Annotated in this window: 16 protein-coding genes and 1 pseudogene; 6 read left to right on the forward strand and 11 right to left on the reverse strand. The window is 65.6% G+C overall.

What is annotated here, in order from left to right; genetic code table 11:
• The 3 genes from VN856_RS08760 to VN856_RS08770 all read right to left on the reverse strand — a co-directional run.
• On the reverse strand, nucleotides 1–142 hold a 142-nt coding region (locus tag VN856_RS08760), incomplete at its 3' end, for a WXG100 family type VII secretion target (RefSeq protein WP_325688089.1).
• A gap of 69 nt (nucleotides 143–211) precedes the next feature.
• The gene (locus VN856_RS08765; protein WP_325688065.1) at nucleotides 212–1,438 is read right to left on the reverse strand and encodes a PPE family protein; all 1,227 of its coding nucleotides are present in this window, start codon (nucleotides 1,436–1,438) and stop codon (nucleotides 212–214) included.
• Between the two features lie 15 nt (nucleotides 1,439–1,453).
• Nucleotides 1,454–1,753, reverse strand: a complete 300-nt coding sequence (locus VN856_RS08770; RefSeq protein ID WP_325688067.1) for a PE family protein — start codon at nucleotides 1,751–1,753, stop codon at nucleotides 1,454–1,456.
• Nucleotides 1,754–2,446: 693 nt separating this feature from the next.
• On the opposite strand from VN856_RS08770, the gene VN856_RS08775 reads away from it, so the two are divergent.
• The 4 genes from VN856_RS08775 to VN856_RS08790 all read left to right on the forward strand — a co-directional run bounded on the left by VN856_RS08775 (nucleotide 2,447) and on the right by VN856_RS08790 (nucleotide 6,662).
• Nucleotides 2,447–2,863, forward strand: coding sequence for a gamma-glutamylcyclotransferase family protein (locus VN856_RS08775; RefSeq protein ID WP_325688069.1), 417 nt, complete (start codon nucleotides 2,447–2,449; stop codon nucleotides 2,861–2,863).
• Between the two features lie 41 nt (nucleotides 2,864–2,904).
• A complete protein-coding gene (locus tag VN856_RS08780) occupies nucleotides 2,905–4,494 on the forward strand; it encodes a metallophosphoesterase family protein (protein WP_325688071.1) in 1,590 nt (529 codons plus the stop codon).
• Nucleotides 4,495–4,514: 20 nt separating this feature from the next.
• Nucleotides 4,515–5,342 carry a mycofactocin-coupled SDR family oxidoreductase gene (locus VN856_RS08785; RefSeq protein WP_325688072.1) on the forward strand — a complete coding sequence of 276 codons (828 nt, stop codon included), beginning with the start codon at nucleotides 4,515–4,517 and terminating at the stop codon, nucleotides 5,340–5,342.
• A 90-nt stretch (nucleotides 5,343–5,432) separates the two neighbouring features.
• Entirely contained in the window at nucleotides 5,433–6,662 is a 1,230-nt protein-coding gene (locus tag VN856_RS08790) for an acyl-CoA dehydrogenase family protein (protein WP_325688074.1), read from the forward strand.
• A 115-nt stretch (nucleotides 6,663–6,777) separates the two neighbouring features.
• Here VN856_RS08790 and VN856_RS08795 read toward each other — a convergent pair whose 3' ends face one another.
• From VN856_RS08795 to VN856_RS08805, 3 genes are all read right to left on the reverse strand, one after another.
• Nucleotides 6,778–8,085 (reverse strand): NAD(P)H-binding protein, encoded by a 1,308-nt coding sequence (locus VN856_RS08795; protein WP_325688076.1) that lies wholly within the window; start codon nucleotides 8,083–8,085, stop codon nucleotides 6,778–6,780.
• Between the two features lie 126 nt (nucleotides 8,086–8,211).
• Nucleotides 8,212–9,483: a histidine--tRNA ligase gene (gene hisS / locus VN856_RS08800; protein WP_325688078.1), complete on the reverse strand. Its 1,272-nt coding sequence runs from the start codon at nucleotides 9,481–9,483 to the stop codon at nucleotides 8,212–8,214.
• The gene (locus tag VN856_RS08805) at nucleotides 9,480–10,142 is read right to left on the reverse strand and encodes an MBL fold metallo-hydrolase (protein ID WP_325688091.1); all 663 of its coding nucleotides are present in this window, start codon (nucleotides 10,140–10,142) and stop codon (nucleotides 9,480–9,482) included. Before VN856_RS08805 ends, hisS begins: the two co-directional genes overlap by 4 nt.
• A 110-nt stretch (nucleotides 10,143–10,252) precedes the next feature.
• On the opposite strand from VN856_RS08805, the gene VN856_RS08810 reads away from it, so the two are divergent.
• Entirely contained in the window at nucleotides 10,253–11,134 is an 882-nt protein-coding gene (locus VN856_RS08810) for a peptidylprolyl isomerase (RefSeq protein ID WP_325688080.1), read from the forward strand.
• A gap of 2 nt (nucleotides 11,135–11,136) precedes the next feature.
• Nucleotides 11,137–11,928 (forward strand): peptidylprolyl isomerase, encoded by a 792-nt coding sequence (locus VN856_RS08815; protein WP_414686905.1) that lies wholly within the window; start codon nucleotides 11,137–11,139, stop codon nucleotides 11,926–11,928.
• Nucleotide 11,929: 1 nt separating this feature from the next.
• Here VN856_RS08815 and VN856_RS08820 read toward each other — a convergent pair whose 3' ends face one another.
• From VN856_RS08820 to VN856_RS08840, 5 genes and pseudogenes are all read right to left on the reverse strand, one after another.
• Complete coding sequence (locus VN856_RS08820; RefSeq protein WP_325688081.1) at nucleotides 11,930–12,949, reverse strand: NAD-dependent epimerase/dehydratase family protein; 1,020 nt, start codon at nucleotides 12,947–12,949, stop codon at nucleotides 11,930–11,932.
• Between the two features lie 12 nt (nucleotides 12,950–12,961).
• The gene (locus VN856_RS08825; RefSeq protein ID WP_325688083.1) at nucleotides 12,962–15,322 is read right to left on the reverse strand and encodes a RelA/SpoT family protein; all 2,361 of its coding nucleotides are present in this window, start codon (nucleotides 15,320–15,322) and stop codon (nucleotides 12,962–12,964) included.
• 47 nt (nucleotides 15,323–15,369) lie between these two features.
• Nucleotides 15,370–15,924, reverse strand: coding sequence for an adenine phosphoribosyltransferase (locus VN856_RS08830; RefSeq protein ID WP_325688085.1), 555 nt, complete (start codon nucleotides 15,922–15,924; stop codon nucleotides 15,370–15,372).
• Nucleotides 15,906–17,570: an ABC transporter substrate-binding protein gene (locus VN856_RS08835; protein WP_325688087.1), complete on the reverse strand. Its 1,665-nt coding sequence runs from the start codon at nucleotides 17,568–17,570 to the stop codon at nucleotides 15,906–15,908. The genes VN856_RS08830 and VN856_RS08835 overlap by 19 nt, the downstream gene beginning before the upstream one ends.
• A gap of 4 nt (nucleotides 17,571–17,574) precedes the next feature.
• Nucleotides 17,575–18,192 (reverse strand): annotated as a pseudogene (locus VN856_RS08840) (protein translocase subunit SecF); the annotation flags it as partial.

Genomic DNA, 18,192 nt, shown 5'->3' on the forward strand with positions numbered 1-18,192 from the left:
TACCGCTCCAGCTGGCCCCGGCGATGTTCTGGCTCGACGCCCACATCTTGCGAGCCTCGTCCTCAACCGTCTGCGCGTGCACGTCGAAACGGCCCGCCATCGACCGCATCTCGTGCGGGTCAGTCATAAAACGTGAAGGCATATCTCTTCTCCTTATCTAGATGTCATGTCACGAGTTAATGCGTGGTGTAGCAAAGGCATCCCCCACTTCTCATCCGCCGGCCGGCGTGCGAGTTTCAACTTTCACGGACGCCGTCTTGGCCGCCTGTGTGCCCATTCCGCGCCCGTTGAGGGCACCCATCAGTGCTTGGGTGTACGGACTGTTGGGCATCGCCGCCGACACGTTCGGCGCCGCGATGCTGTTGGCCGGCAGTATCGGCGCCGCGCGGACCATCTCTGGGGCCGCTTGCGCCCAGCCGTTCGGCACCGACAGCCCACCCAACTTGCCCGCTGACGCCAGCTGAGCACTGATGGCTGACCCGAATCCCCGCATCTGGCCGGAGATACTGGCCATCATGCCTTTCATCTTCTCGTCGAGGATCTTGGTGACGTCGGCCAGCATGGCCTGTTGACCCGCCTGCATCGCCTGGCTGGCGCTCATCGAGTTGCTCATGCTGATCAGCATCTTGGCGGGCATGCTGGCGAACGTGGTCAAGTAGTAGACGGCTTGAAAGGGAAGGATCGAACCGGTCGCTGTGTCGGCGGCGGTTGTCGACACTGCGCTCGAGAGGGCATTCGTTGTGGCCGCCGGCAGCGCAGTTGATGCCGCGCTGGACAGTCCGTTACTGCTCGTCGAGTTACTACTCAGCGAGGGGAACAGGTTCTGCAGTGCGGTGGCCAAGTTGGTGCCGGTGCTGCTCGCCGAGTTCGCGGTCGACTGAGCGGCCGCCGCGGCGTTGGCGGACGTCCCGCCATCGCTGGGCGACGGTGCCGGGGTCTGCTGAGGCAACACAACGGCCTGCTGGGCGAGCGTCGCGTAGGTGTCCATCGTCAGACCGTCCTGGAACCACATCTCCATGTACTGCGCCTCGGTGGCCGCGATCGCCGGAGTGTTCTGGCCCAGGAAATTGGTGGCCACCAACACCGCCAGCAATGCCCGGTTGGCAGCGATCACTGCAGGGGGAATTGTTCCCGCGAACGCACTTTCGTAGGAGGCGGCGGCAAACCGGGCCTGAGCCGAGGTCTGGGCGGCTTGACCCGCGGTGCCTGCCAGCCAATCCACATACGGCGTTGTGGCCGCAGCCATCCGCGCCGAGCTCGGACCCAACCACGACGTCCCGGTCAATTGCGCGAGCACTGTCTGATACGAGGCCGCGGCTGCCTCCAACTCAGCAGCCAACTCATCCCACGCCGACGCGGCCGCCATCAACGGCCCCGACCCCGCGCCGTTGTACATCAGGCTGGAGTTGATCTCCGGCGGGAACATCATGAAACTCATTGACCCAGGCCCCCCTTAATCGGCCGCAGCTGCATTCGCCGCCTCGGTCAGTGCGTATGCTCCCGCCCCGGAACGCAACGCAACTACTAACTGTTCGTGTACTTCCGCCGCTTGTGCGGCGATCTGCTGATACGCGGCGCCGTGCTGGCCGAACTGCGCGGCGGTCATAGCTGAAACAATATCCGACGCGGCCGGCGACAAGCCAGTAGTTGGCGTGGCCACGGCGGCGTTTCGCGCCGCCATCGCATCACCGAGTCCGGCGAGATTGGCCGCAGCGCCGGACAACCCCTCCGGTTCCGTAGTTACGAACGACACCGACCCTCCTTCAAGACAGGCGTCAGACCCCTCGGCTGCTTCTTCGATAAGTTAATATAATTAACTAACCGCAAACAGCGCCTTTGAGGTCTGACAGTTGCGCAAGCTTAAATCACAGATGCGCATCTTGTACTGAGAAAAACCAAAGAGACATTCAGCTTGAGACAATTTTTTAGACGCCTATACAGGAAGTTCCCAGGGAAGCTGGGCGTTTTACCAAAACGATCGACACACCACCAGGCTGTTGGACCCAAGTCAATATCCTCGCTGTCGTACACGGACGTCTCGTGCCCGGTTCCCGGCACGGTGGGGCCAAGTCGTGGATCTGAGCGCAGCCCGGCGCTGCCCTCGGTGAACTTCTGGCCAATTCGGGTTGGCTGTAAATGCTTTTCTGGCTTGCTATTTGGCCCAAACCACCCGGTGTCCTTCCAGCGAGTACGGGCGGGCGTAGGCCACTCCGGCGGGTAGGCGCGGCGAGTGGCGCCGCGCGACCGGCGAGGCCGGCCCGGCGCCACAGAATGAACCCCTGCGCGCAACCTTTACGCCACCGTCAGGAAATGTCGCCGCTCGAGGTGATCAACCATTGTGCGATTGTTGATCACTGCAAAAGATTTCGACCCATAAGTGGCGCGCACTTCGCGCATCATGATCAGAATCTCGGGCCGGTCACAAAGCTGAGAAAATACTGAAGAAATGCGTTCTGAAAGCCTCGTCATCCCATCGATCGTCGCCGAGGTGGCGGACCGGGACCGTCGATGTTATGCAGCGTCGGTGAGCCAACTGCTGTTCTCCTACGGGACGTTGCGCCAGCACGACGTCCAACGTGCCACATTCGGCCGGGAATTAGAGGGCTACCTCGATGCCATCATCGGCTACGACCTGGACTACGTCACGATCACTGATCCGCACGTCATCGCCACCAGCGGCAGCCGCCGGCATCCGATTCTGCGGCCGGCGGATCGCCCGGGGGCACACGTCGACGGGATGTTCTTCACCATCAGCGACGCCGAGTTGGCCGCGGCCGACGAGTACGAGGTCGACGACTACCGGCGGATTTCAGTGCCCCTACGGTCGGGCCCGCGAGCCTGGGTCTACGTATTCGCCGGATAGCGTTCACCGGCCCACGCTCCGGCGGAAGGTATGAAAGAGGCATGGTCGAAGAGGCAAATTCGTCAGCCGACGAGGCCGCTCCCTCAGGCATCACCCGCCGAAGGGTGCTGACCACCGGCGCGGCGACCACCCTGATCGGTGCGGGGCTGGGCGCCGGAGCTGTTGCCCTGCTCAGCTCACCCGGTCACGGGCCGACTCTGTGGACACAGCCGAACCAGAGTGGCGCGCAGCCGGTGGGCGGCCTGCATCTGCAGTTCGGCAAGGATGCCTCCACCGAAGTCGTCGTCTCGTGGCACACCACTGATCCGGTAAACAATCCGCGGGTCATGATGGGCACCGCGACCTCTGGCTTTGGCCGGACCGTGCAAGCCGAGACGCGCACCTACCGTGACGCGAAGTCGAACACCGAGGTCCGAGTCCATCACGCGCGGCTCGCCAACCTGGCCCCCGACGCCGACTACGTCTACGCCGCGGTTCATGACGGCACCAACCCTGAGGTGGGGACCGTCAGGACCGCTCCGTCCGGGCGGAAACCATTGCGCTTCACCAGTTTCGGAGACCAGGCCATCCCGACGCAGGGACAATTCACAAACCCCATGTACGGCATCCACAACCTTGGCTCGCCGGCAGCCGGAGATATCACCACCGCGATCGAGCGGCTCGCTCCACTGTTCAACCTGGTCAACGGCGACCTGTGCTACGCGAACCTCGCCGACGACCGGATTCGCACCTGGTCGGACTGGTTCGACAACAACACGCGCTCGGCCCGCTACCGGCCGTGGATGCCGGCGGCGGGCAATCATGAGAACGAATTAGGCAACGGGCCAATCGGTTACGCCGCCTACCAGACCTACTTCGCCCTGCCCGACTCTGGATCCGACGCCGAGGTCCGTGGGCTGTGGTATTCGTTCACCGCCGGGTCGGTGCGGGTGATCAGCCTCAACAACGACGACATCTGCTTCCAGGACGCCGGCAACTTCTACGTGCACGGCTACTCGGGTGGCGCGCAGAAGCGTTGGCTGGAAACCGAACTCGCCGACGCGCGAGCAGATCCGCGAGTCGATTGGGTGGTGGTGTGTATGCACCAGACCGCGATCTCCACCGGAGATCGCACCAACGGCGCCGACCTGGGTATCCGCCAGGAATGGTTGCCACTGTTCGACCGCTACCAGGTTGACCTGGTGGTATGCGGTCACGAGCATCACTATGAACGCTCGCATCCGCTGCGGGGAACGATGGACAGCGAAACCAGAATGCCAATACCGGTCGAAACCCACGGCGGGATCATCGACACCAGCAAGGGCACTGTGCACGTCGTCATCGGCGGTGGTGGCACCTCAACACCGTCGAACACCCTGTTCTTCCCACAGCCCAGATGCCGCGTGCTGTCCGGCGTCGGGCCGTTCGAGCCTGCGCTCCGGCGCAAGGCACCGATTTACGTCGTCGAGGAAGCGCCGTGGTCGGCATTCAGGGATAGTGAAAACCCTTACGGTTTCGTCGCTTTCGACGTCGATCCCGGTTCCCCGGGCGGCAAGACGTCGATCAAGGCGACGCATTACGCCGTCGACGGCCCGTACGGCGCGATCAAGGTGGTCGAGGAATTCACGCTCACTCGGCCTCGCGGCGGCTGATCTTTTCCTACCCTGAGGCGATGACCGCTACCGATCTCCCGCTGGCCGGCAAAGTCGCTTACGTGACGGGCGCTGCCCGCGGTCAGGGTCGATCGCACTGCGTCAGGCTGGCCCGGGCCGGCGCCGACATCGTCGCCATCGACGCCTGCGCCCCGGTGACCGCGCACAACGGCTATCCGCCGGCACTTCCGGAAGACCTCGCCGAAACCGTGAACCTCGTCGAGGGCGAGGGCCGCAAGATCCTGGCCTCGGAGGTCGACGTGCGGGACCTGGCCGCCCAGCAGCGGGTCGTCGGCGATGCCATCGAACAGTTCGGCCGCCTGGACATTGTCGTCGCCAACGCCGGCGTGCTGAACTGGGGCCGGCTGTGGGAGATTTCGGCCGAGCAATGGCAGGACACCCTCGACATCAATCTGACCGGTCTGTGGAACACGATCAAAGCGGTGGTGCCACCGATGATCGCGTCCGGTAACGGCGGATCGATCATCGCCATCAGTTCAGCGGCGGGCATCAAGGCCGTTCCCGGCTGCGGCCATTACTGCGCCAGCAAGTTCGGCGTGGTCGGGCTGACCAACTCGCTGGCCGTCGAGCTCGGAGAGTTCGGCATCCGGGTCAACTCCGTGCACCCGTACGGCACCGATACGCCGATGGGCAACGACGTCTCGATGTACAAAGTGTTCCAGGACCACCCGGGCTACATTCACAGCTTCTCCCCGGGCGCCCTCCCGACCGAATCATTGGCCGCCCCGGACCTCGTCTCCGACATCGTGGTGTGGCTGGCCGGCGACTCCTCGTCGCTGATCACGGCGGCTCAAATTCCCGCCGACAAAGGGTATTTGAAGATCTGACCGGAATCCTTCCACGCAGGGCTCAGCTCGTCGATCGTACTGGTAATGTCATTACCGGTTTACGTTAATGGAGCTCTCGGAAGGTGCCATATGACGGAATCGGTGGCAGAGTTCGCCGAGCGGGCCCGCGCGTGGCTGGCCGACAACATGCCGCGCATCGCCGACCCGAACAATCCGCCGTACGCCGACCGCGGCGAAGAGGACTCCTGGCAACACGTCCGCCAGTTACAGCGACGGCTCTACGACGGCGGCTTCGCCGGGATCTGCTTTCCCACCGAGTACGGCGGGCTCGGACTGGACATCGCCTATCAGAAGGCGTTTGACGATGTCAGCGCCTGCTACGAGCTGCCGCTGATCCTGAATGTGCCGACCTTCACCATCTGCTGCCCGACGATCCTCGACACCGGCAGCGAAGAGCAGAAGCGCCAACACATTTCGGCGGCGCTACGCGGTGACGAGGTGCTTGTGCAGTTGCTGTCCGAGCCCAGCGGCGGCTCGGACCTGGCCGGCGTGATCACCCGCGCCGAGCGACGCGGCGACAAGTGGATCATCAATGGCGCCAAGACGTGGAGCACCGGGGCGTTCGCCGCCGACTACGGGCTCCTGCTGGCCAGAACCAACTGGAACGTGCCCAAACACGAAGGCCTGACGATGTTCCTGGCCCGCCTGGACAGCCCGGGCATCACCATGCGCCGGATCAAACAGGTCAACGGATCGACCGAGTTCTGCGAGGAGTTCTTCGACGACCTCGAACTCAGCGATGATGACGTGGTCGGCCAGGTGGACAAGGGCTGGGAGGTCGCGACGCGCCAACTCCACCACGAACGACGCGCGGTCGGCGGCGGCTCGGAATTCGCCAGCGGCAGCGGCGCCGAGAACAACCAGGAGCAACCGCCCGACTATCACGCGATGCTTCGCGCGGCCGGGCTCACCGACAACGAGCGGGCCCGCGGGCTGGCCGGCCGGGCCCTGACGCATCGTGCGGTCTGGGAGCAGTTGATCGACCACGTCTATCGGGGCGTGCTGGACGGATCCCTCCCCCCGACCGGCGGCACGTTGATTCGGCTCTTCCAGGCCGAGGAAGTGGCGCTCGAGATTGATACGGCGCTGGCAATCACCGGTAGCGCGGGCGTTGTGGACGGAACCGCCGAGTTGATGTTCGTCGGCGAACGCTACCTGTCCCGACAAACCGCGGCGCTCGGCGGCGGTACAACTGAGATGGCGCGCAACGTAATTGGCGAACGGATACTGGGATTTCCGCGCGAGCACGCCGCCGACCGCGGCGTGCCTTTCAACCAGGTCAAGCACAGCCGAACCTGACGCCGCATCGAGGCGCCCAGATCGACGGCAACGTGCGGCCCTCTCGCGATTTGTCGCGCCCGCGTCGATCTCGGCGCGACTAGGGCACCAATGCGAACCGTGCATCGATGCTGAATCAGGAGAACAGGTCGGGGCGCTCGGCAACGTAATGACCCACCGTTGACGCCGGTTGTCCGGTGATCTGTTCGACATCACCAGTGGCGCGCTCGTATCGTCCGGCACGGTGTAAGACAGCCATCGTGATGAGATGCTGTTCGACATGTTCGGGCAGGCCCAGCGGCTTGACGACTTCTTGGACCCAGGTTTCATGCGAAATGTCGGTGCCGCGAATCGGCCGGCCCAATCCCTTCGTGTATTCGGCGGCCAATCCATCGATGTCGAGGCTTGCCGGACCGGTCAATTCGTATATCTCACCGATTCGGTGGCCGGGATCTTCGAGGACTACGGCAACGGCACGGGCGACGTCGCTGGTGGCGACCGGTGAAGTTCTAGACTCTCCGAAAGGAAGGACCAACAGGTTGTGCTCCCGCAGCGATGGGGCGGCGAACCACGTGAAGAGCGGATTGTCCAGGAACACCGTCGGCCTAATGTGCACGACCGGCACACCCGACCAATTCATGACGTGCTCGGCGAGGTAGTGAAGCCGATGCTGGTGCGACTCGCCCACGCTGGTCAGTGTCATTTGGGAAACCGTCATTTGAGACATGTTGGCGACCACTTCCAGGTGGCCGTATTCCCTTGCAGCGTCGCAGATTATCGCCGTTGCCTTGAGGTAGTCCGCTGAAACGCCCATCGAAAAGAACATCCGATTGGCGCCCGCCATCGCGTCGACCACGTCCGCCGGCTCCGTCAGATCCCCAACTACGACTTCGGCGCCGAGTTCGCGCAGCGGATCGGCCCGCGCGTCGTCGTGGTGGACCAACGCGCGCACCCGATGCCCGCCCGCTCGCAAGAGCTCAATCACCTGTCGGCTGACACCACCGGTGCCGCCGCCGGCGCCGGTGATCAGGTACAAGGGCGTAGTCATGCTCGCTCCTTCCGGTGTGCCTTCCCAATGCTTCGCATGGGGGGTGCCGGTGAATCGTTCCAGCATCAAGCGAGAAAACTGCAGCATCGCGCTGCGTGGCCGATGGTTGACGACAACGCGCTGCGTCTGTCCGGCCGCATTAAAGCTGACTAGAACAACGACATAGGTGGGCACGCCGCGGACCACGCTTGAATAGTCCTCGAGAAAGCCGCTTTCCCCGCAGGGACCCGCGTAGTTGAACTCCTGTTGATCATAGAGTTCGCGGGCGGCGACCAGGATCGCACGAGCATCGTCGGCGCCGCTCGCGATGCCGTCCATTGCCGCCGCCTCAAGCGTGACATCGTCTGCCAAATTGTCCAACCACAGTGGGTAGTAAGGGTTTCCCATGTACGTCATAGGAGGCCTCCCTCGAAATCGTCGCTAGCAGACCGTCCAAGTATCCGTCCCCCAAACCTCGGCTAGGAGAAATCGAACGAAATCGTCGCGAGACAGCGCTTGCCCGATATTGCCGCCGAGTGCCGTCTAGCGGCTGAGGCGTGAAAGCACATCGCCGACAACGGAATCGGTCGCCACGTCGACCTGCTCCCCCGTGGTGAGGTCCTTCACCCCGATCGTTCCCGCGTCGATGTCGCGCTCGCCGGCCACCAATGCGACCCGGGCACCGGATCTGTCGGCCGCACGCAGCGCGGCCTTGAGGCCGCGATCGCCGTAGGACAGGTCCACCCGCACACCGGCCGCGCGCAACTGCCCGGCCAGCACCGCCAGCCGTAGTTTGGCCTGTTCGCCCAGCGGCGCCCCGAACACTTCGCACCGGGAAGTCTGCCCGACATCTATACCTTCGGCCTGCAACGCGAGCAGCGTCCGGTCGACACCGAGACCGAAACCGATGCCCGAAAGGTCCTGTCCGCCAAGCTGACGCATCAGACCGTCGTAGCGTCCGCCGCCGCCGATCCCCGACTGGGCGCCCAGCCCGTCGTGCACGAATTCGAAAGTGGTCTTGGTGTAGTAGTCCAGCCCACGCACCATTCGCGGGTTGATGACGTAGGGCACGCCCAGTCCGTCCAGGTGGGCCAGCACGGTTTCGAAATGCTGCTTGGCCACGTCGGAAAGGTGATCGAGCATCACCGGCGCGTCGGCCGTCATCGCCTTGATTTCCGGCCGCTTGTCGTCGAGCACCCGCAGCGGGTTGATCTCGGCGCGCCTTCGCGTTTCCTCGTCAAGGTCAAGCTGAAACAGGAAGTCCTGTAACAGTTCCCGATACTGCGGTCGGCAGGTGTCGTCGCCCAGCGAGGTGATCTCCAGCCGGAAACCATCAAGGCCGAGCGAGCGGAAACCGGCGTCGGCGACCGCGATGACCTCGGCGTCCAGTGCGGGATCGTCGACGCCGATGGCCTCGACACCGACCTGCTGCAGTTGGCGGTAGCGACCGGCCTGGGGACGCTCGTAGCGAAAGAACGGGCCTGCGTAGCACAGCTTGACCGGCAGCGCGCCGCGGTCCAGACCATGCTCGATCACGGCGCGGACAACTCCGGCGGTGCCCTCGGGCCGAAGTGTCACCGAGCGGTCTCCGCGGTCGGCAAAGGTGTACATCTCCTTGGACACCACGTCGGTGGACTCCCCCACGCCACGGGCGAACAGCGCGGTGTCCTCGAAGATCGGCAGTTCGATGTCGCTGTATCCGGCCCGGCGAGCGGCGTCCAGCAGTGCCGTGCGGACGGCGACGAACCGCGCCGAATCCGGCGGAACGTAGTCCGGGACGCCCTTCGGCCCCGAAAACGAAGAAAACTCGCTCACGGGCCGAGCCCCTCGATGTACGGATTGAACTGCCGTTCGGCACCGATGGTGGTCGAGTTGCCGTGCCCGGGTAGCACCACCGTTTTGTCGTCGAGCACCAACAGCTTGTCGACGATCGACCGAAGCAGGTCGCGGCCGCTGCCGCCGAACAGATCGGTGCGGCCCACCGAGCGCTCGAACAGCGTGTCGCCGGTCAACACCAGATCTTTGTCGCCGGCGATCCGGAACACCACCGAACCGCGGGTGTGGCCCGGGGTGTGGTCGACGGTGACGCTGATTCCGGCCAGGTCGATCTTGTCGCCGTCCCGATCCAGCTCGACCACCTGCTTGGGCTCGCGGAAGATCGCGGCGAGCAGCAACTGACCCAGCTTCGGCCCGAAGTCCTTGATCGGATCGGTCAGCATGAACCGGTCCTCGGGATGGATGTAGGCGGGGCACCCGTAGGTATCGGCCACTTTCTGCGCCGACCAGATGTGGTCGATGTGGCCGTGGGTGAGCAGCACGGCCGCCGGCGTCAGCCGATTCTTGTCCAGGATGCGGCGCAGTTGACCCATCGCGCGCTGGCCTGGGTCGACGACGATGGCGTCGGCGCCGGGGTGCGGCGCCAGCACGTAGCAGTTGCACTGCAGCAACCCGGCGGGAAATCCGGTGATCAACACGAACTCCAGTTTCCCATCCGAACGATCGCAGACGGGTCGCGCCACCCTTATCGAGGGTGAGCTGGCACACTCGTCCTGACCAAGCCCGCGATCATGGAGGGATATCGGCGGTGCCGACCAACGAACAGCGACGTGAGAATGCCAAGCGCAAACTGCAGCGGCAGCTGGAACGCCGTGCCCAGCAGGCTCGTCGCCGCCGGACTCTGGCCATCGTCGGAGGGTCGGTCGCGGCGGTCGCCGTCGTCGCCGCAATCGTGGTCACCGTCGTCCTGACCAACAAGGACCACAACAACAAGCAAGCGTCGGCGGCCGGCAGCTCGTCGACCACCGCCGCGTCGGGCCCGGTGTCGGGGCCGCCGTTGCCGGCCTTCAAACCGACCGCCGATCTGGGCGCCAACTGCCAATACCCGCCGTCGCCCGAACCGGCCGCCAAGCACGCGAACCCACCAAGGCAAGGCAAGGTGCCCACCGACCCGGCGCAGGTCAGCGTCAGCATGGTCACCAACCAGGGCCATATCGGCCTACTGCTCGCGAACAACGAATCACCTTGCACCGTCAACAGTTTCGCCAGCCTTGCGCAGCAGAAGTTCTTCGACGGCACCAAATGCCACCGGCTCACCACCGGAGACTCATCGTCGATCCTGCAGTGCGGTGACCCGAGCGCCGACGGCACGGGCGGCCCGGGTTATCAGTTTGCCAACGAATACCCGACCGACCAGTACAAGCCGGGCGATCCGGCAGCCCGCGAACCGGTGATCTATCCGCGGGGCACCTTGGCGATGGCCAACAGCGGTCCGAACACCAACGGCAGCCAGTTCTTTCTGGTGTACAAGGACACGCTGCTGCCGCCCGAATACACCATCTTCGGCAAGATCCAGCCAGACGGCCTGGCCACCCTGGACAAAATCGCCAAGGGCGGTGTCGCCGGTGGCGGCGCGGACGGCCCGCCCGCGATCGAAGTCACCATCACGTCGGCACAACTGGACTTATGACCATGAAACTCACGCGAATTGCCGCCATGCTCGCGATGCTCGCCTTCGCGGTGACGGCGACGTCCTGCACCCACCACAAATCCGGTGACACCGCCGCCACGACGTCATCCAGCGCCGCGGCGACCTCCACTCGTGCCCCCCTCGCCCCGGTGACTGGCCCTGCTCTGCCGCCCTTCTTCCCATCGCCGGCGGTGGGGGCCAACTGTCAATACGCACGGTCCGCCGACCCGGCCGCCAAAGCGGCGCCGGCGCCGACCCCCGGCAAGGCATCGGCCGAGCCCGCGCAGGTCGGGCTGACCGTCGTCACCGACCGCGGCCGGATCGGCCTGCAACTGGCCAACAACGAATCACCCTGCACCGTCAACAGTTTCGTCACCCTGGCCCAGGGGGCGTACTTCGACAACACCGAATGCCACCGGCTGACCACGTCACGTACCTTGTCGGTGTTGCAGTGCGGCGACCCCAAGGGCGACGGCACCGGCGGACCGGGCTATCAGTTCGCCGACGAGTACCCGACCGTCCAGTATCCGGCCGGCGAGCCGGCGCTCAAGCAGCCCGTCGTATACCCAAGGGGCACACTGGCGATGGCCAACTCCGGGCCCGGTACCAACGGCAGCCAGTTCTTCATGGTCTACCGCGATTCACTACTGCCGCCTACCTACACCATTTTCGGCACCATCAACCAGGCGGGGCTGGCCGTGCTCGACAAGATCGCTGCGGGCGGTGTCGCCGGCGGTGGTGACGACGGTAAGCCCGCCAACGAAGTCACCATCACCACGGCGCGTCGAGACTGAGCTAGACCGAACGCTCGATGTAGTTGCGGGCCGCCCGCCGAATGGAGTCTTCGGTCGGCGTGGGATGCCAGCCGAGTTCGCGAGTGGCCTTGGCGTGACTGGCCGGTGAGGTCAGTTCCACCAGCCGGGCGCTCTGCCTGCTGATCGGGAGGTCTCGCCGCAGCAGCGCCCCCAGCGCATCGTTCACCCAGCCGAGCCCGTACATCACCGCCATCGGGATACCCAGGCGAGGCGGCCGCGCACCGACGGCCTGCGCGGCGGTGGTGACCAGGTCACGCTGGGTCATGTAGCGCTCAGAAATGATGTAGCGCTGCCCAACCCGCCCCCGCTGCGCGGCCAGCAACATCCCGGCGGCAGCGTCGTCGATGCCGACCACCTCCGAGCCGACGCCGCGAACATAGAACGGCATTTTGCCCTGCGCCGCGAGCTTGACGAACATCCCTTGGCGCGGTTGCCAATCGGGCGGCCCGTAGGGATTCGACACATTGGTCACCACGGCGGGCAGCCCATGATCGGCGACGTACGACAAGACCAGTTGCTCGGCGGCGCGCCGCGACTCGATGTAACTGCCGGCCTGATCGGCCCAATTGAACGGGGTGTCTTCGTCGACTGTCGCACCGTTTCTGCCAATGGCAATCGTGCCGATGGTGCTCAGGAACACGAACCGCTGCAGGTTCGCCCGCGCCGCCACGCCGAGGACGTTGCGCAGACCTTCGACGTTGGTCTTGAACAGCGGGGCGGGATCTCTCAATTCCGCCCTGGTGTCGACGACGCAGTAGTAGACAACGTCACGATCCGACATGGCGGCGGTGACATCTGCAGTATCGAAAAGATCGCCGTATCGCCGCTCGACGTCCAGGCCGTCAATTCCTTTGGTGGAGCTTGACTTTCGCAGCAGAACCCGAACGTCGGCACCACCGGCCACCAGATGGCGGGTAACGCAGGCGCCGACGTTGCCGCTGGCACCCATGACCAGCGCCCGCTGTCCGGCCACGCCCACCTGGTCGCTTTCTGAAGGCATATATTCGGCCGCCTAGGCCGCGGACGTCACCCGGTAGACGTCGTAGACGCCTTCGACATTGCGGACCACGTCGAGCAGGTGCCCCAGATGTTTGGGGTCGCCCATCTCAAAAGTGAAGCGGCTGATCGCCACTCGGTCACCGGCGGAAGTGGTCACCGAGGCCGACAGGATGTTGACCCGCTCGTCGGCCAGCACCCGTGTCACGTCGGACAGCAGCCGGTGCCGGTCGAGCGCCTCGACCTGAATGGCCACCAGGAACACCGATGACGGTGACGGGGCCCAGTGCACCTCGATGATCCGCTCGGACTGCTGCTGCAGCGAGGTGGCGTTGGTGCAGTCGGTGCGGTGCACGCTGACTCCCCCGCCGCGGGTGACGAATCCCAGGATCTCGTCGCCTGGTACCGGCGTGCAGCACTTGGCCAACTTGCTCAGAACGCCCGGCGCGCCCGGCACAGACACCCCGACATCGTCGCTGCGCGGACGGCGCGGGACCGTCGTCGGTGTCGAGCGTTCGGCCAGATCCTCCTCGGCCTGGTCGATGCCGCCGAGCTCGGCCAGCAGTCGTTGCACCACATGCTTGGCGGAGACGTGCCCCTCACCGACCGCGGTGTAGAGCGCCGAGACATCGCTGTAGTGCAGCTCGTTGGCCAGTGCGGCCATCGAGCCACCATTCACCAAGCGCTGCAACGGAAGTCCGCCGCGACGCACTTCGCGGGTTATCGCGTCTTTGCCGGTCTCGAGCGCCTCCTCGCGGCGCTCCTTGGCAAACCACTGACGGATCTTGGTTTTGGCGCGCGGGGACACCACGAATTGCTGCCAGTCCCGCGACGGCCCTGCGGTGGCGGCTTTCGAGGTGAAGACCTCGACGACTTCGCCGTTGTCCAGCTTGCGCTCCAGCGCGACCAGCCGGCCGTTCACCCGGGCGCCGATGCAGCGATGACCCACCTCGGTGTGCACGGCGTAGGCGAAGTCAACCGGGGTGGAGCCGGCGGGCAGCGTGATCACGTCTCCCTTCGGCGTGAACACGAAAATCTCTTGTACCGCAAGGTCGTAACGCAGCGATTCCAGGAACTCACCGGGGTCGGCGGCCTCTCGCTGCCAGTCGAGGAGTTGACGCATCCACGCCATGTCATCAATCTCGGCGGCGGCATGCAAATGCGGCACGCCGTTGCGGCCCTTGGTTTCTTTGTAACGCCAATGCGCGGCGATGCCGTACTCCGCGGTGCGGTGCATGTCGCTGGTTCGGATCTGCACCTCCAGCGGTTTGCCCTCCGGTCCGACGACGGTGGTGTGCAGCGACTGGTACACCCCGTAACGCGGCTGGGCGATGTAGTCCTTGAACCGGCCGGCCATCGGTTGCCACAGCGAATGCACCACGCCGACAGCGGCATAACAGTCCCGGGTCTCGTCGCACAGGATCCGGATGCCGACCAGGTCGTGGATGTCGTCGAAGTCGCGGCCCTTGACTATCATCTTCTGGTAGATCGACCAGTAGTGCTTGGGCCGCCCCTCCACCACCGCGTTGATCTTCGACCCGGTGAGCGTCGCGACGATCTCGGCGCGGACCTTGGCCAGGTAGGTGTCCCGCGACGGCGCCCGGCCGGCGACCAGTCGCACGATCTCCTCGTACTTCTTGGGATGCAGGATCGCGAACGACAGATCCTCCAACTCCCACTTGACCGTGGCCATACCCAGCCGGTGTGCAAGCGGGGCAATGACTTCCAGTGTTTCGCGGGCTTTGCGGGCCTGCTTTTCCGGCGGCAGGAAGCGCATGGTCCGCATGTTGTGCAGCCGGTCGGCCACCTTGATCACCAGCACCCGGGGGTCGCGCGCCATCGCGGTGATCATCTTGCGGATCGTCTCGCCTTCGGCGGCGCTGCCCAGCACCACTCGGTCCAGCTTGGTCACCCCGTCGACGAGGTGGCCGACCTCGTCGCCGAAGTCCTGCGACAAGGCCTCCAGGCTGTAGCCGGTGTCCTCGACGGTGTCGTGCAGCAGGGCGGCCACCAGCGTGGTGGTGTCCATACCCAGCTCGGCGAGAATGTTGGCCACCGCAAGCGGATGGGTGATGTAGGGGTCCCCGGAATGCCGTAGCTGGGTCGCGTGGCGCTGCTCGGCCACTTCATAGGCCCGCTGCAACAGCGTCAGGTCGGCCTTCGGGTAGATCTCGCGATGCACCGCCACCAGCGGCTCGAGCACCGGGCTGATCGTGCCGCGCTGAGCGGTCATCCGCCGCGCCAGCCGGGCGCGCACGCGGCGCGAGGCACTAGTGGGGGCTTTCAGACCGATCCCGGGCTCACCGGATGGCGCGATGTCGGCGAGCTGCAGCGGCTCGGTGGGCGGCTGAATCGCCGTGCCCTTATCGTCCGCCACTCATCTCACCTCCGGAGCCTCAAGGATATAGCCCGCCGCGCTGTGCGCTAGAGAACCGCGATGCTGTGCACCGGCAGCGGCGCCACCAGCTCACGGCCGCCCAGGCCGGCCAATTCGACGACCACCGCCGCGGATATCACCTGCGCGCCGGACTGCTCGAGCAGCCGGTGCGCCGCGGCCAGCGTGCCACCGGTGGCCAGCACATCGTCCACGATGACAACGCGGCGGCCGGTCAATTCGATCCCGTCGGCGGGAAGTTCCAGGCTCGCGGTGCCGTACTCGAGCTGGTAACGCTCGGTGCGCACCGGCGGCGGCAGCTTTCCGCCCTTGCGGATCGCCAGCACACCGGTGCCGAGCCGGGTGGCGACCGCTCCGCCGATCAGAAACCCACGCGCGTCGATACCGGCGATCAGGTCAGCGCCGGACGCGACGTCGGCCAGGGCGTCGGTGACCGCGGTCAGCCCGCGACGGTCGGCGAATACCGGAGTCAAGTCCTTGAACTGGATTCCCGCCGTGGGGAAATCGGCGACCTGCCGGGTCAGCGAGGTGATCAGATCAGCTGCCGAGTCGCGGTCGGCCGCATTCACCGTTCGAGGACCCATCGGTCCATGTTCCAGCCGGCACCCCACCGGCTGGGGTTGGCGCCGACGGCATACATCTTCTTCGACGCCAGCACGGTGCGCTGCTGGCGATACAGCGGCAACGTCGGCATTCCGGCCCACAGCACCGGCGCGCTCTCGGCCAGCAGCCGAACCAGGTCAGCGGGGTCGGCCGAGACCGCCAACGCAGCGATGATGCCGTCGACCTGACCGTTGGTGTAGCCGGACAGGTTGTTTCCGTTGCCGGTGTGCAGGGCGTAGGCGTCGATGGCCGATGACCCCGTCGATCCGCTGCCGGTGGCGCCGCCGGTGCTGGCCAGCAGGACGTCGATGGCGCCGTCCTTGAGCGCTTGTGGGCCAACGGAATCCGAGGTGACGTCGGAGACGGTGATGCCGGCCGGGCCGCAGGCCTTGGCGATCGCACCGACGATGGCGGCCAGTCGCGCGTTGGGGCCGCGATAGCCGATTTTGACCGCGAGCGGCTTCCCGCCCAGCGCCGCGCGCGCCGCGTCGGGGTTCGATTTGATGAACTGGCCTGCCTCAGGAACGTTTTCGGCCTGACCGATGGCGTCGTCGACCGTGGTGTGCAGTCGCGCGTTGGCGATCGGCGTCGCGGCGTCGCGCGCTATCACGTCACGCGGAGTGCAGGAGGCAAGTGCGCGGCGGGCCGCGATGTCCAGGAGCGGTCCGCGCGGCGCGAAAATCAGCTGCTCGATGCCGTCCGACGGCGCATCGGTGCGCCGGTAATTGTCGGGTGTGGCTAGCGCCCCCGAGGAGCCGGCCGCGACGTCGACGACATCTGCGCTCTTGGCGTTGACCCGGTCCTGGATGTCGGCTTTCTGCGGCCACACCGTGACCCGCTTGGTCATCGGCTTGGCGCCCCACCAGCGGTCGTTGGCGACGAGAACCACAGCGCCGCCGTCCAGCACCGATTCGATCTTGTACGGCCCCGACGACGGGAAGTGCTTGGCGATCGCGTTCGAATCCGTGCCCACCTTGAGGTTCCAGGTGGTGTTCCACAGCTGCGCGATGCGCGCGATGACGGGTTGCTTGTTGCCCAGCAGCGCGCCGGTCACGTCGACGCCCAGTTCCTCGCCGATGACGTGCGACGGCAGAATCGCGGTCGCGGTGAACAGTTGGTTGTAGTCGACGATGTTGCGGTCGGGCGCGAACGACACCCGCGCCTTCTTCTGTCCCGGTTGGCAGTCGATCGAGGTGATGTCGACGTAGCCCGCCTGGCTGGCGGCGTCGAAGCCGGGAAAGCGGCCGGACTGTGCCGCCCACGTCAACACCAGGTCGTCGCAGGTGGCGGGCTTGCCGTCGGAGTAGACGGCGTTGTCGGCGATCTGGTAATCCAGCACCAGCGGCGAACCGCCGACGATCGAGATCGTGCCGAAGTCGTGGTCGGCGACGACCTGGCCGTCGGGGCCGTGGTAGCCGAATCCGGTCAGCGTCCGCGCGAAGGCCTGCGCTCCCGCCGACGCGGCGCCGCCGACCGTGTTGGTGTTGTAGGTGTCGAGCGCGCCGTCGACGACGTAGTCGATCTGTCCTGCGGCGCTTCCGGAGCACCCCGTCAACGCGCCTGGCACGGCTACCGCAAGCACGACGACCAGCCAGCCGACCGCCGCCCGCCGGCGCCAGGCAATCATCGGGCTAGCGTTTGTTCTTGCCGGTCGGACGCGAGTGCCGGCCGGCGGACTGCCCTGCGGGTCGCGCGCCCGGGGCGGGCTTGCTCGGCGGCGCCTTCGCGGTGGCCGCCAACGATGCGCTTGCCGGCTCGGTGGACCCGTTTTCGTCGTCCGATTCGGCGCGCTCGCGACCCTTGTCCGGGGCCTTTCCTGCTTCCGGGCCGCGGCGTCGGATCACCCGGCGGGTGTGCGTGCGCACCAGCTCGGTGCGCTCGCGCAGCGTGACCAGCAGTGGGGTGGCGAAAAAGATCGACGAGTAGGTACCGACGACGATGCCGACCAGCTGCACGAGCGCCAGGTCCTTCAGCGTGCCCACGCCCAGCAGCCACACGGCCACCACCATCAACGCCAAGACCGGCAGCGTCGAGATCAGGCTGGTGTTGATCGACCGCATGAATGTCTGGTTGACCGCCAGGTTGGCCTCTTCGGCGAAGGTGCGCCGGGCGGTGTGCTGGAAGGCGTGGGTGTTCTCCTCGACCTTGTCGAAGACGATCACGGTGTCGTACAGCGAGAAACCCAGAATCGTCAGCAGACCGATGACGGTGGCCGGGGTGACTTCGAAGCCCACCAGCGAGTAGATCCC

It is taken from the genome of Mycobacterium sp. (assembly GCF_035603715.1).
Lineage (GTDB): Bacteria > Actinomycetota > Actinomycetes > Mycobacteriales > Mycobacteriaceae > Mycobacterium.